The sequence below is a fragment of the Geobacillus stearothermophilus ATCC 12980 genome, from assembly GCF_030369615.1.
Taxonomy (GTDB): Bacteria; Bacillota; Bacilli; order Bacillales; family Anoxybacillaceae; genus Geobacillus; species Geobacillus stearothermophilus.
In genome coordinates, this window is the sequence record NZ_CP128494.1 from 457,789 (window position 1) to 482,717 (window position 24,929).

Consider the following 24,929-nt stretch of genomic DNA (forward strand, 5'->3'; position numbering starts at 1 on the left):
GTTTCGGCCGAGAAATCCCCTTCTCCATTGAAGGACGGCGGAGTAGATCAATTGTAAATGCGCGAAAGGTCGGTGGGAAAATCGCTTGTTGGCGCGAGACAAATGACCTCTTCGTTTGTAAACGGATGGCGGAACGTTAGCTTAGCGGCATGAAGCGCATGGCGATGAAACACTGGTTTGCCGCCATAAAGCACATCGCCGACGAGCGGATGGCCGAGATGGGCCAAATGGACGCGGATTTGGTGCGTCCGTCCAGTCTCGAGAGAAAGCTCGACAAGCGATGTTGACGGGAATGTTTTGATGACGCGATAGTGTGTCACCGCTTTTGCCCCCGTCTTCGAGACGCGCCGGCGCGTTGGATGGTGGCGGTCGCGGCCGATTGGCGCGGAAATGGTTCCTGATTCCGGGGACAAACGACCGTGAACAAGGGCGACGTACGTCCGCTTGATGGCACGGTGGGCGAGCATCCGATCGAGCGTCGCACCGGCAAGCGGGTGTTTGGCAAATAAAATCGCTCCCGACGTGTCGCGGTCAAGGCGGTGAATGTGGCGCACTTTTGTTAAAATTGCCTGCGACTGCAAATAAAACGCGACCGCATTGGCGAGCGTGCCGGTTTGCCCCGGTTCGGACGGATGAATGTCGATGCCGGCTTCTTTGTTCAAGACGAGCAGATGGTCGTCCTCCCATAAAATCGAAAGCTCCCGATATTCTGGAACGATGAACGACGGCTCCGGCTCATATGCGTAAAGCTGAAGCCGGTCGCGTTCGTTGAGCACCGTCTTCCAGGGAACAGCCTGGCCGTTCAGTTTGACGCCGTGTTCCATCCGCCAACGGTGGGCGAGCTTTTTCGAGGCGGCCCATACGTCTTTCAGGAGCTGTTCAATCGTCAAACCGCTCCACCAGCTAGGGATGATGCATTCCAGCCAATCGCCTTTTCTTGTCCACAAAGGTTGTCACACTCCCAATTGTTTGTTAGCTGTGGAAACACTTTCTACCCCTATCCTTGCGCGAGATATGGTACACTCATAGTATCGTCTTAGTGATGGAGAACGCAAGCATTGCGGCGAGAAAAGGTGGTAGGACGTTGAAAATGATGTATGCAGCGACTCCGGAACAAGAGCATTACATGCAGTATTTGCTCAACTACTTTTATACCGATGTGTTCCCGTATTACTTCGATGATGAACAAATCCGTCAATTTGAGGAATGGGGCATTCTTTCGCTGGACCACGAACATGTGGCATATAATGGAACAATGAAGGAGGCTTTCCAAATCATTTCGGCGCTGCAGTCGCTCATTACCGTCATCGAATATATGGGGGAACATGGAGAGTGCGACCAATATGAATGGCTGTTTGCCCGCAACCAAAACATTTTGGCTCGTCATGGCATTACCTTTCCATTTCGGGCCAAGCAGTTTATCCATAAGCGGGCGATGCCGTGCAGCATGTATGTTCCCGCTGTGAACCAGTGGGTGATGTAGGGCAAGGGGCTACGTCTTGTAAAAGGCGCAGCTCCTTATTTTTTTGGCATTGGCAGTGAGGCAAACCATCGGCGAAACGTTTTTTCATCATGGTATCCTTCGATGCGTTTTGCCTCTTTGCCGTTTTCATAATGGACAATGGTCGGGGTTGCTTCAATATGGTATATGTCCCAACCGTCTTCAAATTCGAGCAAGTTGAACAATTTTAAGTCGATGCCCAGCTGTTTCGCCAAAGGAACGACGATCGGCGTTGTCCGCTGGCAGTGAGGGCATGTCGGGCTGTAAAAGTAAACGGTCAGCGTCTTGCCGTCAGCCAGCTGCTGTTTCAACTTCGCGGGCAAAATAATGTTGCGGTAGTTCGGGTCGTCAAGTTGGGCGATGGTGGCTGGGTTGAGCTCACTTTTATGGTAAGGATTGTTGCTTGCGGCTTCTTTTTGTTCGTACATCGTAATAAACGAGATCGCAGCGAACAGGACGACAATGATGCCGCCAAATGCGAGCAGTTTTTTCAACGTTCGCTCTCCTTTCTTTGCTGGCGCATGACGGTCCAACTTAACAACATAATGATCATAAAGGCAGTGAACGCCAAAAATGGAATGGTGATAAATCCAAGCCAGTTTATATATTGCCCTGTGCACGGAATGCGGCCGCAGCTGATGGCGTATTCTTGAAGCAGCGGAATTTTTTGCGATCCATAATGATACAGAGAAATACCCCCGCCAATCAATGAAAGTGTGAAGCTATAGCGAGCTGCCGCAGCGTCTTTGCGCACGATGGCGATTCCTAAAATGATGACTTGCGGATACATAAAAATGCGTTGAAACCAGCACAGGTCGCACGGAATGTACCCAAGCACCTCCGAAAAATAAAGGCTTCCGAGGGTGGCGATGAGCGCAGTCGCCCATGCGGCCAAAAGCAAGTGTTCCGCGCGTTTTTCTTGTTCCATCCTTCTCCCCTTCTTCCGTTGCAGACACCGTTGCCCGATCTTACACTGTTCAGCTCCATTATAAGGGATGGAAAACGGCACGTCCATTCATAACTGGCAAAGGGCAGGAAAGAAAACAACATTTTCTATCTATATCGCTCGACAAACGAGCCATACTAATCGGTGAAAGGGGAGGATCACATTGACGAACAACAGCGGAAACAAAGTGCAGGACATTATGACGAAAAACGTCGCAACGATTTCGCCGAACCAAACGGTGCAAGAAGCAGCGCAAATCATGAGCCAAAAAAATATTGGGGCGCTTCCGGTTGTGGAAAACGGGCAAGTCAAAGGGATGATTACGGACCGCGATATTACGTTGCGTGTTTCGTCCCAAGGAAAAGACCCGTCGACCGTCAAAGTAGCGGAGGTCATGACGAATCAAGTCGTCACCGGTACGCCGAATATGAGCGTGCAGGAAGCCGCGAATGTCATGGCCCAACATCAAGTTCGCCGTTTGCCGATCGTGGAAAACAACCAGCTACAAGGCATTGTTGCGCTAGGCGATATTGCGACGAACAGCGCATCAAACGAAGCGGCTGAACAGGCGTTGACGAACATTTCGGAACCGTCGCAGCCGCAAGGGTAATGAGGAAAAAGGATGCCCACATTTTTCCAGGGCATCCTTTTTCTTTTGGCAGGTATATTGTATGATGGGAACGAATATATAAACGGGGAAAATGAAAATCAAGGGGGAACAGCGATGGAGTGGAGACAAAAATACGAACAATGGCTGCGTGAGCCGCAGCTCGATCCGGAATTGAAGCGGTTGTTGGAACAACGCCGCCATGATGAACGATGGCTGGAGGATTGCTTTTACAAAAATCTCGAATTCGGCACCGGCGGCATGCGCGGCGAGATCGGCCCGGGGACGAACCGAATGAACATGTATACGGTGCGAAAAGCGTCGGAAGGATTGGCGCGATACATACAATCGTTTGGCGATGAGGCGAAGCAACGCGGGGTCGTCATTGCCTATGACTCCCGGCATAAGTCGCCGGAATTTGCGATGGAGGCGGCGAAAACGTTGGCTACGAACGGCATTCAAACATACGTGTTTGATGAATTGCGTCCAACGCCGGAACTGTCGTTTGCTGTTCGCTATTTGCGGGCGTTTGCCGGCATTGTCATCACCGCTAGCCATAATCCGCCCGAATATAACGGCTATAAAGTATATGGAGAGGACGGGGGCCAGCTGCCGCCTGCTGTCGCCGACCAAGTGATCCGCTATGTCAATGAAGTCGAAAATGAGCTCGCCATTCATGTGGAAGATGAGAAAACGTTAAGAGAAAAAGGCCTTATTCGCATCATCGGAAGCGAAGTCGATGATGCTTATATCCATGCGGTCAAAACGATTTCCATCCATCCAGAGCTCGCTCGGGAAACGGCGATCAATATCGTGTTTACGCCGCTTCACGGCACGTCAAACAAACCGGTGCGCCGCGCGCTCGCTGAGCTCGGCTACCAAAACGTCTTTGTCGTCAAAGAGCAGGAGTTGCCGGATCCGAATTTCTCGACGGTCGCCTCGCCCAATCCGGAAGAACACGCGGCCTTCGCCATGGCGATGGAGTTGGGCAAGAAAGTGAACGCCGATCTGTTGATCGCCACCGACCCGGATGCCGACCGGCTGGGCGTGGCGGTTAAAAATGACAAGGGAAACTATGTCGTGCTGACCGGCAATCAAACCGGCGGCTTGTTGCTCCACTATTTGCTGTCGCAACGAAAAGCTCAAGGCACTCTGCCGGAAAATGGTGTTGTCTTAAAAACGATCGTGACGTCTGAATTTGGTCGGGCGATCGCCCAATCGTTTGGTCTTGAGACGGTCGATACGTTGACCGGTTTCAAATTCATCGGCGAAAAAATGAAGGAATACGAACAAACAGGGCAATATGCGTTCCAGTTCGGATATGAGGAAAGCTATGGGTATCTGATCGGCGGTTTTGTCCGCGACAAAGATGCCGTGCAGGCGGCTGTCCTCGCGGCGGAAGTGTGCGCGTTTTATAAAAAGCAAGGGCTATCGTTGTATGAGGCGCTCTTGCAATTGTTTGACCAGTACGGCTATTATCGCGAGGGACAACGATCGCTCACGCTGAAAGGCAAAGAAGGAGCAGAGGCGATTGCCGCGATTTTAGCGTCGTTCCGCCAACAGCCGCCGGTGGAGGCCGCGGGGAAAAAGGTGACGGTGATTGAGGATTACAAAACGAAAGAGCGGACGAACACGTTGACCGGCGAAAAAACGGCCATTGATTTGCCGACATCCAATGTGCTCAAGTATATCTTGGAGGATGGCTCGTGGTTTTGTCTGCGTCCATCAGGGACGGAGCCGAAAATGAAGGCGTACTTCGGCGTCAAAGGGACGTCGCTGGAGGACAGCGAAGAAAGACTAGTCCGCTTAACAGAAGCCGTCATGCAGCGCGTAAAGGATGTGCTCAGCACCGTTTCTCCTTCTTATGCGCAATGATCAGCACAATCTGCGGGGAATTGGCATCAGCCAATTCCCCGTTCGTCTTACGAGTAAAACTGCGCGTACTGCTCGACTCCCATTTTTTGTTCGCTCACTTCAAGCGCATGGTCAATATAGCGAAGCAAGGCGTGCAACCGCTCCTGGATGACGGAGTAATCATGTTCAAAATTATAAGCGTGGAGAAACTTTTCGATTTTTTTTGACAAAATATCATCAGGCGTACGCACCATTAAAATAAGCAAATTGTCCCATTCGGAGCGATGCGTGTAATAGAGCGCCTTATCATAGTCGACGGTGTTCAAGCGGCATGCCTCCTTTATCAAGAAGGAGTCATTGTTAGTGTATGACGGCGGGGCGTTTTGTTGCCCTGTAAATGTTGCGACAGAAGGCAAAATATAAATTGTAACCGAAATGAAAACGAAAAAGGAAAAATAAATGTTGCAATTTTGTGACAAGGATAGTATCCTCAAAATAATGGGATGATGAGAATGAACAAACGGCACGAAGGGCAAGAAATCATCAACATGTGCAAATGGATGGCGTCAGTGGGATTGATTGTCGGAGTTGTACTGTTTTTGCTTATTTTTATCGCAAGCGCTTACAACAAAGACTATTTCTTGACGATCATCAGTCTCGGCATTATCGGGACCTCGATGTTTATGTTCGTATTCGGCCTGTTTATGGGTCTGCTGACGGAAACGTACCATCGCGGCCCGCGCGAGAACGTATAGCGCGCATAGAGAATGAAAAACACCGGAGATTACCTCGGTGTTTTTCGCTTTTGCTGGATGTACCAATAGAAGATGGCGAAACCAAGAGCGACCAAAAAGACTGGAAATAAGAATGGACGGTAGGCATGGATGTACTGCTTGACGGCCATCCAGCGGCTTTCAAAATAGGAGCCGATCGTCAAAAAGACAGCGACCCACACCATCGCCCCGCTGTAGGCGAACAAAGCAAACTTTCTCCAACGGTAGGCGTTCATGCCGGCCCAAAAGGCGGCGAGATGCCGAACGCCGGGGATGAAATAGCAAATGAACAATACCGCTGGGCCGAGCTTCGAAAAAAGCGCTTTTGTTTGCTCGAGCCGTTTTTCTGTAAGATGGAGCTTGGGACCGAATTTATGCAAAAACGGTAGCCCGAGCGTAATCCCTAGCATATAGCTGAGCGAGATGCCAATGATGGCTCCAAGCCAGCAGGAAAGAAAAGCGAGCGGATACGAAAACGCCCCCGTTGAAACGCGGTAACCGGCATATGTCAACAGCAGCTCGTCGGGGATCGGCAGCCCAACAATGCCGAGCATCAGCGCAACCATAATGCCGATGTAGCCGAAGTGTTCGATAAGATAATGCAAATAGTGCTGCAAATGACCACCACGCTTTGCCGCGATTTCTTGTATATGACCATTATAAACCAAACGGTCCACAAATGAAAATGGGGCGCTGCGCGTTCATGCCAAACGATGGAACGTATCAAAACACCGTTTCCCTCATACATTGTGATAAGAGGAAAAAGGGGGGGAGATGGATGCGGCAGGACGAGCTGAAAGAGTTGGAACGGGCGATTGCGGAAATTACGGAAATTGCGGAAGGATTTGGCCTTGATTTTTATCCAATGCGTTATGAAATTTGCCCGGCGGACATTCTTTATACGTTTGGTGCCTATGGGATGCCGACGCGATTTTCCCACTGGAGCTTTGGGAAACAGTTTTACAAAATGAAGCTTCATTATGATTTAGGGTTAAGCAAAATTTACGAGCTCATCATCAATTCGGACCCTTGCTACGCGTTTTTGCTCGATACGAATACGATCATCCAAAATAAGCTGATCGTCGCCCATGTGTTGGCCCACAGCGACTTTTTCAAAAACAACGTCCGCTTCAGCAACACGAAGCGCGATATGGTGGAAAGCATGGCGGCGACAGCGGAGCGGATCAAGCATTATGAACATCAATACGGAAAATTGGAAGTGGAAAAATTTTTGGATGCCGTCTTGGCCATTCAGGAGCATATCGATCCCTCGCTCCTGCGGCCGAAGCTGTCATGGACGTGGGAAGATACGGAAGTGTACGAAGAGGAGGAGCCTCCGAAAACATCGACGCCGTACGACGATTTATGGTCGCTTGACGAGCGAGACAAACTGAAAACGCCGCCGCGAAAAAAACGGCGCAAGTTTCCGCCGCAACCGGAAAAAGATGTGCTATTGTTCATTGAAGAATACAGCCGCGAACTGGAGGATTGGCAACGCGACATTTTAACGATGATGCGCGAGGAAATGCTTTATTTTTGGCCGCAGCTGGAGACGAAAATCATGAACGAAGGATGGGCGACGTATTGGCATCAGCGCATTTTGCGCGAGATGGATTTGACGAGCGATGAGGCGATTGAATTTGCGAAACTGAACGCCAACGTCGTGCAACCGTCGCGCACTGGCATCAATCCGTATTATTTAGGACTGAAAATTTTTGAAGACATTGAAGAGCGGTGGAACAACCCGACTGAGGAGATGAAAAAATACGGCGTCAAGCCGGGGTCGGGGAGGGCGAAAATTTTTGAAGTGCGCGAACTCGAATCCGACATTTCGTTTTTGCGCAACTATTTAACGAAAGAGCTCGTTATGCGCGAAGATATGTATTTGTTCCAAAAACAGGGGAAAGAATATAAAATCGTCGACAAAAACTGGGATCATATCCGCGACCAACTCGTCAGCATGCGGGTAAACGGCGGATTCCCGTATATCACGGTCAATGACGGCGATTATATGCGCAACGGAGAGTTGTATTTGAAGCATTGGTATGAAGGAATCGAACTCGATCTGAAGTATTTAGAAAAAGTGCTCCCATACATTTATCAGTTGTGGGGCCGTCCGGTCCATATGGAGACGGTCGTAGAGGAAAAGCCGATATTGTTTACGTATGACGGGAAAACGGTGCATCAGAAATATTTATAACATGAGGGCAGGGATCTCCTGCTTTTTTTGTTTGTCACGATGAATATGTGAAAAAATGACACAAATTATTCAAAATCATGTCGGATAGCGTCCCCGATTTTATGAAATAATATGAAGTGGATAATTTGTGATGATTGTCACAAATTCTTCACCACTGTTTGTTCGCTCGGGGGGGGTGGATATGTGGAAGCGGCATGAAAAAACGCTTGTGTTCGTTAGCTTTGCTGTTGCGACTATTGTCTTGCTTTCCTTGATTGGTCGCTTGTTTTCATAAGGGGGGATGAATCGTGAACGGTTACGATCCGGTGCTGCTTAGCCGTATTTTGACGGGATTGACGCTGACGGTCCACATCATTTATGCCACGATCGGCGTCGGGGTTCCACTGATGATCGCCATTGCCCAGTGGGTTGGGATTCGCAAAAATGATATGCATTACATCTTACTCGCTCGCCGCTGGACGCGCGGTTTTGTCATCACCGTAGCGGTCGGCGTGGTGACAGGAACAGCGATCGGCTTGCAGCTGTCGCTTTTATGGCCGAACTTTATGCAGCTGGCTGGCCAAGTGATCAGCTTGCCGCTGTTCATGGAGACGTTCGCCTTCTTTTTTGAAGCCATTTTCCTCGGCATTTATTTGTATACATGGGATCGGTTCGAAAATCAGAAAAAACATTTGCTTTTGCTTATCCCGGTGGCAATCGGGTCTTCAGCATCAGCCATGTTTATTACGATGGTGAACGCGTTTATGAATACGCCGCAAGGGTTTGAATTTAAAAACGGCGAGCTTGTCAACATCGATCCAATCGCGGCTATGTTCAACCCAGCGATGCCGACGAAAGTCGCCCATGTGCTGGCGACTTCGTATATGACGTCAGCATTCGTGCTTGCTTCGATCGCCGCTTGGCATTTATGGAAAGGCAATCGTCACATTTATCATCGCAAGGCACTTCATTTAATGATGAAAACAGCTTTTATTTTTTCGGTAGCCAGTGTATTGATTGGCGACTTATCGGGCAAATTTTTAGCCGAATACCAGCCAGAAAAGCTGGCGGCCGCTGAATGGCATTTTGAAACGAGCTCCCACGCGCCGCTCGTGTTGTTTGGCATGCTGACAGAGGATGGCGAGGTGAAGTATGCCATTAAAATCCCATATGCGTTAAGCATTTTGGCGCACAACCACCCGGGGGCGGTTGTGACCGGGCTGAACGAATTTCCGGAAGATGAACGCCCACCACTGTACATTCATTACTTATTCGATGTGATGGTCACGATCGGGGTGTTTTTAATGGTTGTCGCAGCCGCGTATTGGCTCGGATCGATTTTCCGCTGGAAGTGGACGGCGAAAAAGTGGTTTTTTGGACTGCTGGTGGCGGGAGGGCCGCTGGCGATGGTTGCGATTGAGGCGGGATGGTACTTAGCGGAAGTCGGGCGGCAGCCGTGGATTTTGCGTGGCTATATGAAAACGGCGGAAGGAGCGACATCGTCGGCGCATGTGGATACGATGCTTGTGTTGTTTTGCCTTTTGTATATGGTGTTAGTAATTGCGAGCGCAATAGTGCTCATCCGTATGTTCCGCCGCAACCCGGTTGAACGGGAGCTGGCAGAGCGGGCCAATAATGGGGAGGTGGCGCCATGACGCTCGAAGTCATTGGCATTTCGGTGTTATGGCTGTTTTTGTTCGGGTACATTATCGTTGGCTCGATTGATTTCGGGGCTGGGTTTTTCAGCGCCTATAGCCATTGGGCAAACAAACAGCATATTTTGCACCGCATCATTCAGCGCTATCTTTCCCCTGTATGGGAAGTGACGAACGTCTTTCTTGTCTTTTTCTTTGTCGGCATTGTCGGCTTTTTTCCGAAAACGGCGTATTATTACGGTTCTATTTTGCTTGTCCCGGCGAGCATCTCCATCATTTTGTTAGCTATTCGCGGCTCGTACTATGCGTTTCATACGTATGGGGGGACGGAACGGAACTGGTATTTAATCGCTTATGGATTGACGGGGTTGTTTATTCCGGCCTCCCTGTCCATCGTGTTGACGATTTCTGAAGGCGGGTTTGTGGAGGTAGGCGCCTCAGGCGTTACGCTGGATTATGGGAAGCTGTTTGCAAGCCCGTTGTCATGGAGCATTGTGCTGCTCAGTGTGACGAGCGTTCTTTACATTTCTGCCGTTTTCTTAACGTACTATGCGGACGAGGCCAAGGATGAACGGGCGCGGGCGCTGTTGCGCCGCTACGCTCTTCTTTGGAGCGGGCCGACGATGTTGTCAGCGCTGCTCATTATTTACCAGCTCCGCTACCATAATCCCGAGCATTACGCCAACCTATGGAATGTGGCGTGGATGCTGGTCATTTCCTTTTTGTGTTTTGTCATTACCGTTTGGCTGCTTTGGCGGCAGCGGCGGTTCGGCTGGGCGTTTATTGCGCTGTTGTTTCAATACGCGTTCGCCTTTTACGCCTATGGCATTTCACATTATCCGTATTTGTTATACCCGTATTTGACGATTTATGACGGGTTTACGAATGAGACGATGGCTATGGCGTTGATCGTCGCGTTTATTGCCGGCCTCCTGTTATTAATTCCGTCACTTTATTTGCTTATGCGCCTCTTTGTGTTTAACAAGGAGTACGTTAAAGGAAAATGGGAAGGGGGAAAAGGATAATGCAAACATTTTTGATCATGTATGCGCCGATGATCATCGTCGCCCTGTCGATCATCGCTGCGTTTTGGGCTGGTTTGAAAGATGTGCACGTAGATAAGTAAACACAATTTCAGCGTCTTGGTAATGCATAGTTTGCCGCCAATCGCCCACACTAGCGGATGACAACGAATAGAGAAAGGATGGGCGAGCATGAAAGAAATATTGGAGCGTGTGAAAGAGCAGCTGGAACAATCGTTTGACGAACCGCGCTCGACGAGTCTTGATGGGGCGATTCATGAGCTTGAACGGTTAAAAGCGAGCGCCAGGGATAAACGGCAAATGATCGAAGATGTCATCCGTGCGGTGACTCACGCGCGCAATGCGCGAATGGAGCTGGCCGAGGCGGGAGATGAATCGGCGACAAACGCTTTCGCTGAGGCCTACCGGGCGCTCGATCAAGCGATTGAATCGTACAGTGGCGTCGATAACGACCCGGTGTAAGACGGATGGGGGCCCCCTTGGCCTTCTGTTGTGACGATTGCGGGGATGGTGGCGAGCTTTTACTTTTTATCACTGGCGATAAAAACGTTGCCGATCGGCACCGCCTATGCGGTGTGGACGGGAATCGGAGCGCTCGGGGCGGCCTTGGTCGGCATGTTGTTTTTAAACGAGCCGGTCAACGCGCTGCGGGTGGCGTTTTTGCTTTGCATTCTTGTCGGAGTCATTGGTTTGAAGTTTACGGCGGGGCAATAAATTGGATTCATTTCTTGCCAAGAAAAAGAGTTGACAACAGGTATAAATATTGAATATCATGAAAATATAAAAACGAATATAGTTTCTTTTGTTAAAGGGGAGTAGCTTTAACAGCAAAGTCGTCAGTTCAGGGCGCATGCCCTCGGCTTTGTTGGCAACGGCGACGTTGTTAGCGAGACCTTTACCGATGTTGGTAAAGGTCTCTTTTACTTATGAAGGCCTTTACCAAGGATGGTAAAGGCCTTCTTTCATGTCATGGAACAAAAGGGGGAAGATAATCGTAAAAGAAGATAGGTTCAGCTTCAAAAAGAACAAAAAGCGGAGGGGATGACATGCGCAAATGGTGGAAACGACTTCGCTTCATCGTCCATGTCCGGCGTTTTCTACCGTTTTTGTTCGAATTTTTCGTTTCTCATGAAGTGCCAATGCGAAAAAAATTGTTTTCTGTCGGTTTGCTGCTTTTGTATATAGCGTTGCCGCTTGACCTCATTCCAGATTGGATTGCGTTGTTTGGTTTGATCGATGATTTGACCGTCTTCCTGTTTATTTTGCAACAAGTCATCAAGATGGCGCCGATTTCGCTAAAGGAAAAATATAACTTGTGAAGGGGGATTGTTCCATGGATGTATTGTCAGCGGAGTTTTGGACGGCGTTGCTGTCGATCATTATTATCGATCTTTTGCTGGCAGGGGATAACGCCATTGTGATTGGATTGGCGGCCCGCAACTTGCCAAAGCATCAGCAAAAAAAGGCCATCATTTGGGGAACGGCCGGCGCCGTTGTTGTTCGGGCGTTAGCAACGATTTTCGTTGTATGGCTTCTTAAAATTCCAGGCCTCTTGCTTGTTGGCGGTCTCTTACTTGTCTGGATCGCTTACAAGCTGCTCGTTGAGGAAAAGGGGCACGATGATATCGAGGCTGGGGGAAGTTTATGGGAAGCGATGCGCACGATTATTATTGCCGATGCGTTGATGGGACTTGACAACGTGTTGGCGGTCGCCGGTGCCGCGCATGGAAATTTTCTCCTTGTTATCCTTGGGCTGCTCATTTCTGTTCCAATCATGGTGTGGGGCAGCACGTTTATTTTAAAATGGATCGAGCGCTTCCCAATCATTATTACGATCGGCGCCGGTGTCCTCGCCTGGACGGCGGCGAAAATGATCGTCGATGAGCCGTTTTTAAAGGCGTATTTTGCCAATCCTGCCGTGAAGTATGGATTTGAGTTGCTTGTTGTTGCCGCTGTCATTGTGGCGGGAACGATAAAAAAACGAAAAAGCGCCAAAGAGACGAAACCGAAAGCCGCCAATGAATAATTGGCGGCTTTTGTGGCTGGGCAATCACCAAGCGGATGGCTATTTCCATTTCAGCAGCAGAAATTGCAGCAGCCATCCAATGGAGAGCCCGGGGATGACAGATAAGATCGGCAGCCAAATCGGTCCAAAAAACACGCCGCCGATCGTCACGTGCGACGAGTACATCAAGCCGACCGTCACAAAGTAGGCGGAGACGACAAACGGCAAAAACGAGTACGGCGTTTGCCCGCCGCCAGCGTCTTTAAACGCATCCCACATGGCAAAAAAGTATAAACATGGATAAAACATCAGCCATCCGATATCGACAATGCGGGCGGCCTCATCCGTACGTCCCAAAAAGCTGAGGCGGATGGCTTCATTGAAATGGGATTGGGTGTTAATCACAAATTCCAACGCAATAAACAAAATTCCTTTTATATACTTTTTGTTCAACAGTTGCCCGAATCCAGGCAAAGCAATGCTCCATAACAATGCTTCGATCGCTTTCACCTTTTCGAACCCTTTACTGAGATAGTATTAGTTGATCGTTGCTTTGTCCGTTGCACCGTCAGATGGACCTGGAGACAATCGATGGGTGTAATTGCATTTTTTACTAAAAAGACTTGTTTTATACTTTTTTGCAATAGGAAGGAAGGAAAACTTTCCTATAGAACCAAACGATATGTTAGCTGAAGATAAAAAATACTTTAAATTTTTCTGAATAATGAATATAATAGTTGTGTAAAGGATTTTGACAAATAAATAAAGGGGGAAGCCGTGTGAAGGGGATAAAATCGATTTTGTTATGGGGCCTGATTTCCGTCCTTGGGGCCGCAGCGTTTGCCATTTTGGCTTTAAGCCGCGGCGAATCGGTCAACGCCATATGGCTGATCGTCGCCGCCGTCTGCACGTATGCGGTCGCTTATCGGTTTTACAGCCGGTTTATCGCCCGCAAAGTGTTTGGTCTTGATGATAACCGGAAAACGCCAGCGGAAGTGTTCAATGACGGGAAGGACTATGTTCCGACGAACAAATGGGTGCTATTTGGCCATCACTTTGCCGCTATTGCGGGTGCGGGACCGCTTGTCGGACCGATTTTGGCCGCGCAGATGGGCTATCTGCCTGGGACGCTTTGGATTGTGATCGGCGTTGTGCTCGGCGGAGCGGTGCAAGACTTTGTCATTTTGTTCGCTTCGATGCGCCGCAACGGGAAGTCGCTCGGCGAAATGATTAAGGAAGAAATGGGTCCGGTGACGGGCTTGATCGCAGCGCTTGGCATTTTGGGCATTATGATTATTTTATTGGCCGTATTGGCGCTCGTTGTTGTGAAATCGCTTATCGGAAGCCCGTGGGGGATGTTTACGATCGCCGCGACGATTCCGATTGCGATTTTGATGGGCATTTACATGCGCTTCATCCGTCCAGGTCGTGTTGCCGAGGCGTCGCTTGGGGGATTTGTGTTGTTGATTTTGTCGATTGTGGCCGGTCAGTACGTCGCAGAGCATCCGACGCTTTCGGCGATGCTTACGCTCAAAGGGGAAACGATCGCGATCTTAATGATCATTTACGGATTTGTCGCTTCGGCGCTGCCGGTATGGCTGCTGCTTGCGCCGCGTGACTATTTGAGCACATTCTTGAAAATCGGCACCATCGTCGGATTGGCGCTTGGCATTTTCGTTGTGATGCCGGATTTGCAAATGCCGGCAGTGACGAAATTTATCGACGGTACAGGACCGGTCTTCGCCGGTAATTTGTTCCCGTTCTTGTTCATCACGATTGCCTGCGGCGCAGTGTCCGGGTTCCACGCGCTCGTTTCATCCGGCACGACGCCGAAGATGATTGAGCTTGAAAGCCATGCGCGGCCGATCGGCTACGGTGCGATGTTGATGGAGTCGTTCGTGGCGGTTATGGCGATGGTGGCGGCTTGCGTCCTGACGCCAGGGGCGTATTTTGCCATCAACAGCCCGGCGGCAGTGATCGGCACGGATGTCGTTCAGGCGGCCAAAGTCGTGTCATCGTGGGGATTTACGATCACCCCTGACATGCTGACGAAGCTGGCGAAGGACGTCGGCGAGCAAAAGGTGTTGTCGCGCACGGGCGGGGCGCCGACGTTGGCGATTGGGATGGCGCACATTTTATCGAGCGCCATCGGCGGCAAGGCGCTCATGGCGTTCTGGTATCACTTTGCCATCCTGTTCGAAGCGCTGTTCATCTTGACGACGATTGACGCTGGCACGCGCGTCGGCCGCTTTATGATCCAAGATATTATGGGGACGTTCTACAAGCCGCTTGGCAAAACGGATTCGCTTGCCTCGAACTTGATCGCCACGACCCTTTGTGTGTTGGCGTGGGGTTACTTCCTGTACCAAGGCGTCGTCGATCCGCTTGGGGGCATCAACACCCTATGGCCGCTGTTTGGCATCGCTAACCAAATGTTGGCGGGCATCGCCTTGTTGTTTGCGACGACCATTCTATTTAAAATGGGCAAAAAGGCTTATGTTTGGGTGACGCTCGTGCCGACGATATGGCTTTTGGTCGTCACGCTGACGGCGGGGTATCAAAAGCTGTTCCATGAAAACGTTAAAATTGGTTTCTTGTCGCATGCGAAAATGTTCCAAGACAGCTTGAGCCAAGGCAAAATTTTGGCGCCGGCCACGAATGAGGCGCAAATGCGGCAAATTATTATGAACGACTACATTGATGCGACATTGTGTGCGATTTTCATGCTCGTTGTGATTGCGATGTTGATCTCGGCGTTGAACATCTGGATCAAAGTGCTGCAAAACAAACATGTGCCGCTCAAAGAAGCGCCGTACGTGCCGCGCGATGGAGAAGGAGCGAAGCATTATGCCTAAATGGCTGCAAACTGTGTTGGCCTATCGCCGGCAGTTTCTTGACTTGCTTGTCGGCGTGCCGAGTTATGAAAAATATGTCGAGCATATGAAAACCCATCATCCGGGTGAGCCGATCAAGTCGCGGAAAGAGTTTTTCTGCGAGGCGCAAGAGGCGCGCTACAATGCCAAGGGCGGCAAAGTGTCGCGTTGCTGCTAGCGGCTGGAAAGGAAGGAGGGGGGGCCCTTCTTCCTTTTTTCAACGTCTGCATCGAAACGCTGTCCATTCCAGCCTAGGCTTGGCTATGAACATGTGGGAAAAGGGGGATACATAACATGCGCGTTCTTGTCGTGGGAGCAGGGGCGGTTGGCGGCTATTTCGGCGGACGCCTGCTCGAAAAAGGCGTCGATGTGACATTTCTCGTCCGTGAGCGGAGAAAGCGGGAGCTTGAGGAACGCGGGCTTGTCATCCGCAGCGTCCACGGCGATGCAGTGCTCGCGCCGAAACTGATCGCGGCCGGTGAACGGACGGAGCCGTTCGATCTTGTTGTGTTTTCAAACAAGGCGTATCATTTGGCGGGCGCCCTCGCTGATGCTAAACCGTACGTCGGTGAGACAACGATGATTTTGCCACTCTTAAACGGCATGGTCCATATGGATGTGTTGCGGGAGTCATTTGGCGATGACAAGGTGTTGGGGGGCTTTGTTTCATCGAAACGACGTTAAACGAAAAAGGGGAAATCGTTCAAACGGCTGTTGTTTTACGGGCGGCAATTGAAAACAACAGCCTAAAAATATTCATCAATCACCCGTGGTGCTAGATAAAATCAGACAAGCATAAAAATAGCCCTTGCCTGGCGGATCTCCTGTAGAATGAAAGCGCGACCTACCATTCGAAAGGAGAATCCCCATGCAAGAGCACTTTCATTTTACTACAGATCGGGCCAAGATTCAAAAGCAATATGCAGCCATTTTCTTTTTTGTTTCTGCTCAACTTTCATGCATTCAGGTGCATCTTCATCGTCGAAATCGCCATTTGGTCAAGCAAGAGGACGCTGTCATCATCGCCATTCATCTTTTAGGAAAGCTGCTCGGTTTTACTTCTGAACGGGCGTGGCATCGCTTTGTTATCGGGAACTTGTTCCCAAAGGGGCAGTTTCTGGAACGTTCCCGGTATCATCGTCGTTGTCGATCTGCGATCAAATGGATTCGCCATGAATTGGCGAAAAGCGGGCAGCACCATGCCTACGCTGTGGTGGATAGCTTGCCAATCGAGTTATGTCATGCCGTGAGAATGGATCGGGTCAAACGGTTTCAAGAGATCGCCAACATCGGGTATTGCGTTTCCAAAAAGCAATGGTACTACGGGTTGAAGCTGCACCTTCAAGTGACCGATCAAGGGCTGCCAATGGGGTATGTGGTGACGGAAGCATCTTGCCACGATCGAATAGCAGCCGAAAGCGTCATGACCCAAATTCCTCATCCCTATAACTTCGGGGACAAAGGGTTTATTAGCAGTGACTTGCAAAAAAGGCTGTACGAAGAATACCAAATGGCGCTTTGGACTCCGTCTCGAAAAAACCAGAAACATCGTGCGTCTGAGACATGGGAGCAGTGGATCCAACAAAAACGCAAAGTGATCGAGACGGTGTTCTCGGTTCTGGTTGACCACTATCGCATCACGGGGATCCGAGCCAATTCGATTATCGGATTTGAAGTGGCACTAGACGGTATATTGTTAGCTTATTCCCTGGTTACACTTGGGCTAGTTGAGCGCTAAAGCTCAACTAGCACCACGGGTATGCTAAAATCTATTTTTGATCGATATAGGGTTCAAATCACTTTTACACTGCATTTCATTATGACATCCCCTCTTGTTACTACGTTATTCTTTGCGATGTATTCTAACTCTCCCGCTTTATCAAGCATATTGGTAATAACAATGGGGGTTACGATTTCTTTATGTTTTTGCTCTAAATAATCGAGGTCTACATTTAGTAAAGGGTCTCCCACTTTCACTGTTTCGCCGGCACTTACCGCAACCTCAAATCCTTTCCCATTTAGCTCTACAGTCTCTAATCCAATATGAATAAGTATTTCTAATCCTTCCTCTGAAACGAGACCAACTGCATGCTTCGTAGGAAAAATTTGCACAACCTTTCCGTTAATAGGGGAAACTACTTTTCCGTTTTTCGGAATAATCGCTAAAACGTCTCCCATCATTTTTTGAGCAAATACAGGGTCAGGAACTTCTTCTAACGGTATTGCTTCCCCATCAAGCGGGGAATGTATTTCCACTACTCTAGTTTCTATTTTTTTGCTAAATAATTTTTTCAGCATATCTCAACAACCCACTTTCTATCCGTTTTTAAAATGTAATTTTCATTAATAAAAATAAACAAACGATAGAGAGAAAAAATACTAATGTACTCCCGAAAAGTCTCACGCATGCTTCTTTATGTTTGAGTTCTAACTTCTTTTCTTTTAATAACATTGGTTGTTCTTTTCTTTGTTGATACAAACCGAATAGGAGAATGATGCTGGCAAAGAGATTTCCAATAAGCAATTGAGATGCAGCTACCATCCACAATGTTACATATGATAACTTGACATGCCTTTTGTTTTCTAAATCATTTACCGCTACTTTTGTTAATACAGCAAAAAAAGGATTTAGCATCGCTATAACAAACATAATGGTGATGATCGGCTCGCGGATTACCGGAGTGAAAAATGTTTGATGCGCATGAAGCGTCACTAAGTACAGGCAAGTGACAAAAATCAATGGCACTGCATAAAAAAAGTAAATGGCTGCTTTAAAAAAACAGCGCTTTTAGCCATTATGGTCTGAGAGTTCCAAGTCAAAAAATTTTTCGATCTCCTCAAGGTTGTTCACCATTTTTTTCTTCATTTTGCAGTTGCTTAAGATAATCGACATAGTGACTAAAAAGCATCTCTCCTATAATAAAAAAAGAAGCAAATGTGTTGAGCTTAGTGTCATCACTTAATTCGTTGCTCGAGCTATTGGCATATAAGTTAAAAGGAGTCATTCTTGCCAGGTGATTATTTTTTAAGTTTGTTACTGAAATAAATGGTATTCCTTTTGCAACCAATGACTGAATTGCCGGAAAAATTGTCGGAGTATCTCCAGAAAAAGAAATAATAATGACTAAATCATTTATAGTCAGGTCTTTAATTACCATTTCCAATTCAGTTTGCGCCTGAATGACATGTAAATATTTTTGTACGGCCAAAAACATTCGTTGTAATTCAAAGGCACAGTCTAATTGCGCCGTACCAGTTCCATAAATAAATATTCTTTGCGCGTGATGGATTAATTTGCAGATTTCAGAAAAATCCTTTTTCTTGATATATTTTAATGTTTCGAGAATATCGTTTCTTAAAATTTCGACTTGGCTTTTATCACTATTGCCTCCTTCTTGTTCCTGCCATTTCAGAAACACACGAAACTCACTATATCCACTAAACCCAAGCTTTTGAGCTAATCTTAAAATGGATGAGCGTGAAACATTGCACTTTTCTGCTAAACTGTTGATTCCTAATTTGTGGCATTCGCTTTTATTGTTTAAAATATACTTTAAAATATGCAAATCGGTCTCATTTAGTTGATTATAATGTTTATTGATCAATTCTTCGATTTTCATTGTTTGATCCTCCTTCCTTTAAAAAAGTCTACTAAATAACTGTACTGTAGTTGAGCAATTTTCATTACAATAATTACCATGTAAAAAGAGACAAACGGAGTACCCCTTATGCCACATGAAGCTGTTTTTTAACGACATCAATGGGAATATCTTGTTTCGCTGCATCGTAAATAAACTCCACGAGGCTATGTCCTTTCTTCTTTCGAAGGAAGTCAAGCCCGGTAGAGAAATCGCTGTTGGATTCGACCATACTGTACACATAAGCGAGTTGCACCAAGATCCAATACCGTTTCACCGCCCGACGTTGACGAACGCGGTACCCATCGAGCTTCAGCTGGTCTTTCGCTTGTCGAAAAAAGCATTCGATCGACCAACGCTGGGCATAGTAGCGCAAGATCTCTTCATCGCTTAGCTCCCGGTCGGTGCTCAAGACGCAGTGAAGATGTTCAGGTGTCATCGGCTGATCGGCTTTCCAAGCCAACAACACAACGGCATCATCGAGACCTTTCAGCGCTCCCTCGTAGCGATACACGCGATAACGCTCTTCTCCCACCGTGACGAGATGGGTGTCTTCCGCGATGGTTGGGATGAAAGCTCTCGTGATGCAGATCGGTCAAGGTTCCCGCAAATCCTTTCGTTGTCAGCGCATCGATAATATGAATGAGATGTTTCATGACCGGCTTAGAGAAATAAAGGGCCAGCCCCAACATTGCGAAAAACTTGTCGATTCCTTGGTGATGTGGTAGTCTATTCATGAGACATGAACCTCCTTGAGAATGGTTTGGTGACACATCTATTCTAATCAAGGAATCGGGTTCATGTCTCCCTCTAGAAATGTTGATGTATCAAGGCTTTTCGGCCCCTCAGGGGTGTCCAAAAAATATTTTTCGACAAAATCCCTTACATCCTTTTTCAGTTTTGTGGATATCTTACAGACCTAGGGTGCGCTTCGCGGTCGCGTCTGGGGATATTTTCCTGCCGTGGGGGGGAAGCATATTCGATGCACCCTTTGGATCTCCGCGTCGCTGATGAGGACGAACCCTCCCACGTCTCCGGGCGTCTTCGCGCCAACATTCCCTCGTTCGGTCTCGTCATCAGGCGGAGGCCGGCCAAGCTCCTTTAGGGACTCAAGGTCGAATGGATGAAATCACGCCAGCTTCTCCGGTGTCATCTCGTTGTCCAACGATTCTTCCGTTCGCAGGGGGAGGCCTTAGGCCGCCCGTTGCACCTGGGACAAGACGTCCTGTTTCATTCGCTCCGCGTCAAACGCTTGTTTCTTCGTACAAATCGCAAACAGCACATTCAACAGCTTCCGGCACAAGGCGACGATGGACTGCTTTCCGGTCAGCGGATTGACGGATCGGGTCGTATAATACTCATGCAGCTCGCGAAACGCCTCGTTATGCCGAATCAGCGGAATCATCGCCCGAAACAGCACCGAGCGCAACCGTTTCCGTCCCCGTTTGGAGATGTGCTTTTGCCCTTTGCGCTGGCCGGAGGAGTTCTCCTTGAGCGTCAGGCCCGCCAACTTCACCAATTGGCGCGGGTCTCGATAATGGGCGAAGCTGCCGATCTCCGCCAGCAGATCGATGATCGTGGCGTCTCCCAACCCGTCGACCGTTTTCAACCATTGGTACTCCATCGTCGTTTGAACCAATGCCTTCAACTCGGCGTCCAGTGCAGCGATCTCCGCCTCCAATTGGCGGTATCGGCGGACGAGCGCGGCGATCTCAAACCGGGCCATCGCTGTCCCTTCCGTCACCCCAATCGAGTCCTTCGCGGTGTTGATCAACGCCTGAATTTTGGCCTTCTGCGGGCATTTCATCCCTTTGCTTTGCCGGTACACCTCGATGAGCTCCTCGGCGGTCCGACCGGCCATATCAGCCGGAAGCGGCGTCCACTCCAACACCGAAAGCGCCGTTTTCCCCAAGTCACGAAACACGGTCCAAAACTCTGGAAAATACCGATCCGTCCAGCGGACGATCGCGTTTTTCACCGCCGTCTGTTCCTTGCGGAGCTTCTCTTTGAGCGTGCTTCCCACGCGCAAATCGGCTTCGATCTCGTGCAGCAGCCGGGGAACGAGGAATCGTCCGTCTTTTGCCAGTCTGGCAATGACCAGGGCGTCTTTGGCGTCGTGTTTCGTCGGCAGGTTGTCATCGAGTTCTTTCGACCGGCACACATGCGCCGGGTTGACCATGACCAACGGGATCCCGTGCTCCTCGAGGAAGTAGGCTAGGTTCAACCAGTAGTGCCCGGTCGGCTCCACCGCGACGATCACCTCTGACTTCCCAAACGCTTGCATCGCCTCCTGAATCGCTTTATACAGCTGCTGAAACCCCTCTTTCGACTGGAAGATCGGGAACGACTTGCGAAGCACGCGCCCCCGGTCATCCACGAAGCAGGCGTAGTGGGTTCGTTTCGCGATATCGATGCCCACGACAAGCGTTTGTTCCGTAACTTGATCAATTTTATAGTTTTGTGTACAATTCATCTGAAGTCCTCCTTGGTATGGTGAGTGATGTGGTTGACACCCCTGCATCATACCAAGAGGGCTTTTTTTGATCAAGTCCCCGGAAAAGCTCCTAACGGGAATGCTCCTTTTTTGTATGGATGTAAATTTATGTTAGTGAATTTGCTCATCTACAGTAAATAACTGTTTCTTTTTAAAGGAAGGAGGAGAACGAAACAAAAAGTACAAAGTGCTGTACTTTTTGTTTCGTATTCTTTTTTAATGTAATTCTGGCCAATATCCTTTATTTGCTTCGATTAAATCATCTAATATTTGTTTTGCTACTTTCGCGCTTGGTACTGTTTTAGATAGTGTGATAGCCTGCCATAATTTTTGGTAAGATTTTGTTATCCATGCTTCGACCACTAACTTTTCCACAGATACTTGTTGTTCCATTAATCCTTTTTGGAATTGCGGGATTTCCCCGATCGATAGCGGTTCAGGACCATTGCTGCCGACAATGCATGGAATTTCCACCATTGCGGTCGGGTCAAAATTAGAAATAGCTCCTTTATTTTCTACAATAAGCAGCATTCTTTCATGAGTGTTGTAAGCAATGGCACGCGCTAAATCAACAATGTATGAAGCATGTTCGTCAATATGAAGAGCGCTTCCTTCTGTTGATTGCTTTTCAATGATTTTTTTGCATTCCGTAAATACAAATTTTTCGCGTCCATCCATTACTTCATTTGCTCTTGTATAATTCGGGTTAGAATTTGCCACTACTTCATCCGGGAATAAATAGTATTTTAAATATGTGTTCGGCAACGTATCTGGGTCTAATGCATATACGTCTCTCGCTTTTAAGAATGTATCTTGCCAGCTAGCATCAACATGCTGATTGTCTCCGCTATCATTGACAACATACCCGTACTTTGCAACATGCTCCTTTAATTTAGGCATTAAATCATTTCCTTCTTTGTCACGAATATCTGTCCACCATCCAAAATGGTTCAGCCCATAATATCTTACCGTCATTTCTTTGCGGGATTTTAAGCCTAAAATCCGTGCCATACGTTCTTCAATCCCGACAGGCATATCACAAATGTTGAGTACTTTCGAATGAGGACGGAGACGGCGCGTCGCTTCAGCTACAATCGCTGCTGGGTTGGAATAATTGAGCATCCATGCATTAGGAGAGTATTTTTCCATATAATCAATTAACTCTAATACTCCTCCGATTGAACGCATACCATATGCAATTCCACCCGGACCGCACGTTTCTTGGCCCACCACACAATATTTCAACGGAATTTTTTCATCTAATTCACGCATAGCGTATTTTCCAACCCGAATGTGGGCCATGACGAAGTCAACGTCGGTAAACGCTTCTTCCGGATCAGTAGTAGCGAGAAATTCAATTTCTGGAGCTTTTTCTCTTAAAATAACTTCACATGCTCCGGCAATGATATCTTGACGTTCTTTATCAATATCGTACAATTTTAACTTACGAATAGGAAATTTGTCTAAGTTATCCAATAACATTAACACAATCCCTGGAGTAAATGTACTTCCCCCACCTGCAATCAAAATGGAAAACTTTTTCATTTTTCTTCCTCCTTTTTTATATTATGATGAGCGCTTTCATTACTGTTATAGCAAATCGAAAATATGGGAACAATGGATTCCAGCCATTCTGGACCTAATCACACTTTCCGTTCTTTTTCACATTAGATAAGAATTTTCCCAGCTTCATCATTATGAGATGATCGTTACGATTCTGTTTTAAATCCCTTTTCTTCCAAAGCTTTCTCAAACTGCTCTCGCACTTGTGGGACCGATAAACCGACGATCACTTGAATTGCCTTGCCATTACGAACGACACCATGAGCTCCCGCAGACTTGAACACACTATCCGGCGCGACTTTTGATTCATCATTCACACTAACGCGAAGACGTGTGGCACAATTGGTAACCGCCTCGATATTTTCAGGACCGCCAAGCGCATCTAAAAATTGTAATGCTTGAACCGTATAGCTGTTGCCACTGCCATTTTGGTTAGCTTGTTTTTTTGCTTTATAATCTGCTTTCGTATATAATTTCATCTCTGATGAATCATCTGCTTCGCGTCCCGGCGTTGCAACATTAAATTTAAGAATCAAATATCGGAAAACAAAGAAGTAAATGATCATAAATATGAACCCGATTGCCCATTGTATTAAATAAGTCGTGCTATGATATTTAAATAATGGAATCCAGTTTGAAGTAGCGATTTCTAACAGTCCCCCGCCCATATTTCCTACAGCGCCGAATGCATACATCACCGCTGCCATTGTGGCTGCTAAAAATGCATGCACTGCAAATAACCAAGGTGCCACAAATAGGAAAGTAAATTCAATTGGTTCTGTAACTCCAGCAATAACAGCCGTTAAAGCGGCAGAGATTAATAGCCCTGCAACCTGTTTTCTTTTTTCTGGCTTTGCAGTAACATACATCGCTAATGCAATACCTGGAATGCCAAAGATTTTAGACATCCCATGCAATGCAAATCCGCCTTGCGGGAACATTTCCTTTAAAGAATGCGCAGATGTTGCGTATTCTGGTAAATGCTCGATCCAATACTTAGCGATTCCTCCTTCAACAACCGCAGGGCCAAAGACAAATGGACCGTAGATGAAGTGATGCAGCCCTGTTGGAATAAGTAAGCGCTCTAAAAATGTATACAACCAAACCCCAAGCACTCCTGAGCTTGCCAAAAATCCTTGTAAAGATGCAATGCCATGTTGTACGATTGGCCAAATATAGGCTGTTATTAAAGCAACTGGAAGCATCACAAGGAACGCAATAATCACCACAAATGATGAACCTTGAAAAATGCCAAGGAAATCTGGAAGCTTCGTATCGAAGAAGCGGTTATGAAGCGCTACAACAATAGAAGATATAACGATCGCTCCAATAATGCTCGTATCTAATGTTTTGATTCCCGCAATCATTGTCAAACCGCTAACTCCGCCAGCTTCCTGGCTGAAATCTACACCAAATTTATCTCCCCAAAGAGTCAATATAGCGTTAATAAAATAGTTGAATGTTAAATAAGTAACAATCGCTTCCATACAAGCTCTCGCATGGGCCTTTTTTGCCAACGCAATCGGAATGCCTATAACAAACAATAACGGCATTTGTCGGAAGACCGTCCATCCACCCTCTTCTACTACCGTCCAAAACTTGTACCACATTCCGTTCGGATCAGCAATGGATCCCATGATATCAGGATTTTTAAACAAGATGGTCAAGCCAACGACTATACCAGCGAACGGAAAAAGCAACACCGGTACAAACATAGCTGCACCAAACCGCTGAATTTTTTGCATCATGCCCACTCACTCCTTCTTCTCAAATTTTTTGATAACGCTTTCCTTTTCTT

Annotated in this window: 26 protein-coding genes and 3 pseudogenes; 16 read left to right on the top strand and 13 right to left on the bottom strand. The window is 47.8% G+C overall.

The window, feature by feature from the left end; genetic code table 11:
- Positions 1-47 precede the first annotated feature (47 nt).
- Complete coding sequence (locus tag QSJ10_RS02520) at positions 48-947, bottom strand: RluA family pseudouridine synthase (RefSeq protein WP_033013887.1); 900 nt, start codon at positions 945-947, stop codon at positions 48-50.
- A gap of 137 nt (positions 948-1,084) precedes the next feature.
- On the opposite strand from QSJ10_RS02520, the gene QSJ10_RS02525 reads away from it, so the two are divergent.
- On the top strand, positions 1,085-1,483 hold the full coding sequence (locus tag QSJ10_RS02525; RefSeq protein ID WP_033013886.1) for a YhcU family protein: 399 nt from the start codon (positions 1,085-1,087) through the stop codon (positions 1,481-1,483).
- Between the two features lie 35 nt (positions 1,484-1,518).
- Here QSJ10_RS02525 and QSJ10_RS02530 read toward each other — a convergent pair whose 3' ends face one another.
- Positions 1,519-1,995, bottom strand: a complete 477-nt coding sequence (locus tag QSJ10_RS02530; protein WP_033013885.1) for a thioredoxin family protein — start codon at positions 1,993-1,995, stop codon at positions 1,519-1,521.
- Positions 1,992-2,429, bottom strand: a complete 438-nt coding sequence (locus tag QSJ10_RS02535; RefSeq protein WP_053532483.1) for a disulfide oxidoreductase — start codon at positions 2,427-2,429, stop codon at positions 1,992-1,994. The genes QSJ10_RS02530 and QSJ10_RS02535 overlap by 4 nt, the downstream gene beginning before the upstream one ends.
- 181 nt (positions 2,430-2,610) lie before the next feature.
- Here QSJ10_RS02535 and QSJ10_RS02540 point away from each other — a divergent pair, with 181 nt between their 5' ends.
- Positions 2,611-3,057, top strand: coding sequence for a CBS domain-containing protein (locus QSJ10_RS02540; protein WP_011230073.1), 447 nt, complete (start codon positions 2,611-2,613; stop codon positions 3,055-3,057).
- A gap of 114 nt (positions 3,058-3,171) precedes the next feature.
- Positions 3,172-4,929, top strand: a complete 1,758-nt coding sequence (locus QSJ10_RS02545; RefSeq protein ID WP_033013883.1) for a phospho-sugar mutase — start codon at positions 3,172-3,174, stop codon at positions 4,927-4,929.
- Between the two features lie 47 nt (positions 4,930-4,976).
- Here QSJ10_RS02545 and QSJ10_RS02550 read toward each other — a convergent pair whose 3' ends face one another.
- Positions 4,977-5,234 (bottom strand): YhdB family protein, encoded by a 258-nt coding sequence (locus QSJ10_RS02550; RefSeq protein WP_013146280.1) that lies wholly within the window; start codon positions 5,232-5,234, stop codon positions 4,977-4,979.
- 180 nt (positions 5,235-5,414) lie between these two features.
- Here QSJ10_RS02550 and QSJ10_RS02555 point away from each other — a divergent pair, with 180 nt between their 5' ends.
- On the top strand, positions 5,415-5,663 hold the full coding sequence (locus tag QSJ10_RS02555; protein ID WP_053532487.1) for a hypothetical protein: 249 nt from the start codon (positions 5,415-5,417) through the stop codon (positions 5,661-5,663).
- Between the two features lie 29 nt (positions 5,664-5,692).
- Here QSJ10_RS02555 and QSJ10_RS02560 read toward each other — a convergent pair whose 3' ends face one another.
- Positions 5,693-6,298, bottom strand: a complete 606-nt coding sequence (locus QSJ10_RS02560) for a DedA family protein (RefSeq protein ID WP_033013898.1) — start codon at positions 6,296-6,298, stop codon at positions 5,693-5,695.
- Positions 6,299-6,459: 161 nt separating this feature from the next.
- Between QSJ10_RS02560 and QSJ10_RS02565 the strand changes: the two genes are divergently transcribed.
- The 8 genes and pseudogenes from QSJ10_RS02565 (at position 6,460) to QSJ10_RS02595 (ending at position 12,584) form a co-directional block, all read left to right on the top strand.
- Positions 6,460-7,881 (top strand): SpoVR family protein, encoded by a 1,422-nt coding sequence (locus QSJ10_RS02565; RefSeq protein ID WP_033013882.1) that lies wholly within the window; start codon positions 6,460-6,462, stop codon positions 7,879-7,881.
- A 287-nt stretch (positions 7,882-8,168) separates the two neighbouring features.
- Positions 8,169-9,515, top strand: coding sequence for a cytochrome ubiquinol oxidase subunit I (locus tag QSJ10_RS02570; RefSeq protein WP_049625100.1), 1,347 nt, complete (start codon positions 8,169-8,171; stop codon positions 9,513-9,515).
- Positions 9,512-10,540 carry a cytochrome d ubiquinol oxidase subunit II gene (locus QSJ10_RS02575; RefSeq protein ID WP_049625099.1) on the top strand — a complete coding sequence of 343 codons (1,029 nt, stop codon included), beginning with the start codon at positions 9,512-9,514 and terminating at the stop codon, positions 10,538-10,540. The genes QSJ10_RS02570 and QSJ10_RS02575 overlap by 4 nt, the downstream gene beginning before the upstream one ends.
- Entirely contained in the window at positions 10,540-10,641 is a 102-nt protein-coding gene (cydS, locus tag QSJ10_RS15620) for a cytochrome bd oxidase small subunit CydS family protein (RefSeq protein ID WP_375153661.1), read from the top strand. The genes QSJ10_RS02575 and cydS overlap by 1 nt, the downstream gene beginning before the upstream one ends.
- An 88-nt stretch (positions 10,642-10,729) precedes the next feature.
- Positions 10,730-11,020 (top strand): hypothetical protein, encoded by a 291-nt coding sequence (locus tag QSJ10_RS02580; protein ID WP_033013879.1) that lies wholly within the window; start codon positions 10,730-10,732, stop codon positions 11,018-11,020.
- Between the two features lie 12 nt (positions 11,021-11,032).
- Positions 11,033-11,272, top strand: a pseudogene (locus QSJ10_RS02585) (DMT family transporter); the annotation flags it as partial.
- Between the two features lie 332 nt (positions 11,273-11,604).
- Positions 11,605-11,877 (top strand): YkvA family protein, encoded by a 273-nt coding sequence (locus QSJ10_RS02590; RefSeq protein WP_033013877.1) that lies wholly within the window; start codon positions 11,605-11,607, stop codon positions 11,875-11,877.
- 14 nt (positions 11,878-11,891) lie between these two features.
- Positions 11,892-12,584 (top strand): TerC family protein, encoded by a 693-nt coding sequence (locus QSJ10_RS02595; RefSeq protein ID WP_033013876.1) that lies wholly within the window; start codon positions 11,892-11,894, stop codon positions 12,582-12,584.
- A gap of 39 nt (positions 12,585-12,623) precedes the next feature.
- Here the strand turns inward: QSJ10_RS02595 and QSJ10_RS02600 are convergent, their stop codons facing one another.
- Positions 12,624-13,073, bottom strand: coding sequence for a hypothetical protein (locus QSJ10_RS02600; protein WP_014194961.1), 450 nt, complete (start codon positions 13,071-13,073; stop codon positions 12,624-12,626).
- Positions 13,074-13,342: 269 nt separating this feature from the next.
- On the opposite strand from QSJ10_RS02600, the gene QSJ10_RS02605 reads away from it, so the two are divergent.
- From QSJ10_RS02605 to QSJ10_RS02620, 4 genes and pseudogenes are all read left to right on the top strand, one after another.
- Entirely contained in the window at positions 13,343-15,418 is a 2,076-nt protein-coding gene (locus QSJ10_RS02605) for a carbon starvation CstA family protein (protein ID WP_053532485.1), read from the top strand.
- Positions 15,411-15,614, top strand: a complete 204-nt coding sequence (locus tag QSJ10_RS02610) for a YbdD/YjiX family protein (RefSeq protein ID WP_015374005.1) — start codon at positions 15,411-15,413, stop codon at positions 15,612-15,614. The genes QSJ10_RS02605 and QSJ10_RS02610 overlap by 8 nt, the downstream gene beginning before the upstream one ends.
- A 116-nt stretch (positions 15,615-15,730) precedes the next feature.
- Positions 15,731-16,161: pseudogene (locus QSJ10_RS02615) on the top strand (2-dehydropantoate 2-reductase N-terminal domain-containing protein); the annotation flags it as partial.
- A 143-nt stretch (positions 16,162-16,304) separates the two neighbouring features.
- Positions 16,305-17,174: an IS982 family transposase gene (locus QSJ10_RS02620; RefSeq protein WP_287136201.1), complete on the top strand. Its 870-nt coding sequence runs from the start codon at positions 16,305-16,307 to the stop codon at positions 17,172-17,174.
- Between the two features lie 53 nt (positions 17,175-17,227).
- On the opposite strand, the gene QSJ10_RS02625 is transcribed toward QSJ10_RS02620, so the two are convergent.
- The 7 genes and pseudogenes from QSJ10_RS02625 to QSJ10_RS02655 form a co-directional block, all read right to left on the bottom strand.
- A complete protein-coding gene (locus QSJ10_RS02625; protein ID WP_049626649.1) occupies positions 17,228-17,734 on the bottom strand; it encodes a PTS sugar transporter subunit IIA in 507 nt (168 codons plus the stop codon).
- A gap of 28 nt (positions 17,735-17,762) precedes the next feature.
- Positions 17,763-18,149, bottom strand: coding sequence for a hypothetical protein (locus QSJ10_RS02630; RefSeq protein ID WP_233434080.1), 387 nt, complete (start codon positions 18,147-18,149; stop codon positions 17,763-17,765).
- A gap of 124 nt (positions 18,150-18,273) precedes the next feature.
- Positions 18,274-19,056, bottom strand: a complete 783-nt coding sequence (locus tag QSJ10_RS02635) for a MurR/RpiR family transcriptional regulator (protein ID WP_033013872.1) — start codon at positions 19,054-19,056, stop codon at positions 18,274-18,276.
- A 106-nt stretch (positions 19,057-19,162) separates the two neighbouring features.
- Positions 19,163-19,811 (bottom strand): annotated as a pseudogene (locus QSJ10_RS02640) (transposase).
- Positions 19,812-20,266: 455 nt separating this feature from the next.
- Positions 20,267-21,547: an IS110 family RNA-guided transposase gene (locus tag QSJ10_RS02645; RefSeq protein WP_033013870.1), complete on the bottom strand. Its 1,281-nt coding sequence runs from the start codon at positions 21,545-21,547 to the stop codon at positions 20,267-20,269.
- Positions 21,548-21,784: 237 nt separating this feature from the next.
- Positions 21,785-23,113 carry a maltose-6'-phosphate glucosidase gene (glvA, locus tag QSJ10_RS02650; protein WP_053532421.1) on the bottom strand — a complete coding sequence of 443 codons (1,329 nt, stop codon included), beginning with the start codon at positions 23,111-23,113 and terminating at the stop codon, positions 21,785-21,787.
- Positions 23,114-23,277: 164 nt separating this feature from the next.
- Complete coding sequence (locus tag QSJ10_RS02655) at positions 23,278-24,879, bottom strand: alpha-glucoside-specific PTS transporter subunit IIBC (protein ID WP_033013869.1); 1,602 nt, start codon at positions 24,877-24,879, stop codon at positions 23,278-23,280.
- Positions 24,880-24,929: the final 50 nt, after the last annotated feature.

Bases quoted from the DNA above. Each gene is read 5' to 3' on its own strand.
- QSJ10_RS02620 (WP_287136201.1), top strand. From the start codon at position 16,305: ATGCAAGAGCACTTTCATTTTACTACAGATCGGGCCAAGATTCAAAAG.
- QSJ10_RS02655 (WP_033013869.1), bottom strand. From the start codon at position 24,879: ATGATGCAAAAAATTCAGCGGTTTGGTGCAGCTATGTTTGTACCGGTG.
- QSJ10_RS02645 (WP_033013870.1), bottom strand. From the start codon at position 21,547: ATGAATTGTACACAAAACTATAAAATTGATCAAGTTACGGAACAAACG.
- QSJ10_RS02625 (WP_049626649.1), bottom strand. From the start codon at position 17,734: ATGCTGAAAAAATTATTTAGCAAAAAAATAGAAACTAGAGTAGTGGAA.
- QSJ10_RS02535 (WP_053532483.1), bottom strand. From the start codon at position 2,429: ATGGAACAAGAAAAACGCGCGGAACACTTGCTTTTGGCCGCATGGGCG.
- QSJ10_RS02575 (WP_049625099.1), top strand. From the start codon at position 9,512: ATGACGCTCGAAGTCATTGGCATTTCGGTGTTATGGCTGTTTTTGTTC.
- QSJ10_RS02590 (WP_033013877.1), top strand. From the start codon at position 11,605: ATGCGCAAATGGTGGAAACGACTTCGCTTCATCGTCCATGTCCGGCGT.
- QSJ10_RS02635 (WP_033013872.1), bottom strand. From the start codon at position 19,056: ATGAAAATCGAAGAATTGATCAATAAACATTATAATCAACTAAATGAG.
- QSJ10_RS02545 (WP_033013883.1), top strand. From the start codon at position 3,172: ATGGAGTGGAGACAAAAATACGAACAATGGCTGCGTGAGCCGCAGCTC.
- cydS (WP_375153661.1), top strand. From the start codon at position 10,540: ATGCAAACATTTTTGATCATGTATGCGCCGATGATCATCGTCGCCCTG.
- QSJ10_RS02610 (WP_015374005.1), top strand. From the start codon at position 15,411: ATGCCTAAATGGCTGCAAACTGTGTTGGCCTATCGCCGGCAGTTTCTT.
- QSJ10_RS02580 (WP_033013879.1), top strand. From the start codon at position 10,730: ATGAAAGAAATATTGGAGCGTGTGAAAGAGCAGCTGGAACAATCGTTT.
- glvA (WP_053532421.1), bottom strand. From the start codon at position 23,113: ATGAAAAAGTTTTCCATTTTGATTGCAGGTGGGGGAAGTACATTTACT.
- QSJ10_RS02595 (WP_033013876.1), top strand. From the start codon at position 11,892: ATGGATGTATTGTCAGCGGAGTTTTGGACGGCGTTGCTGTCGATCATT.
- QSJ10_RS02555 (WP_053532487.1), top strand. From the start codon at position 5,415: ATGAGAATGAACAAACGGCACGAAGGGCAAGAAATCATCAACATGTGC.
- QSJ10_RS02565 (WP_033013882.1), top strand. From the start codon at position 6,460: ATGCGGCAGGACGAGCTGAAAGAGTTGGAACGGGCGATTGCGGAAATT.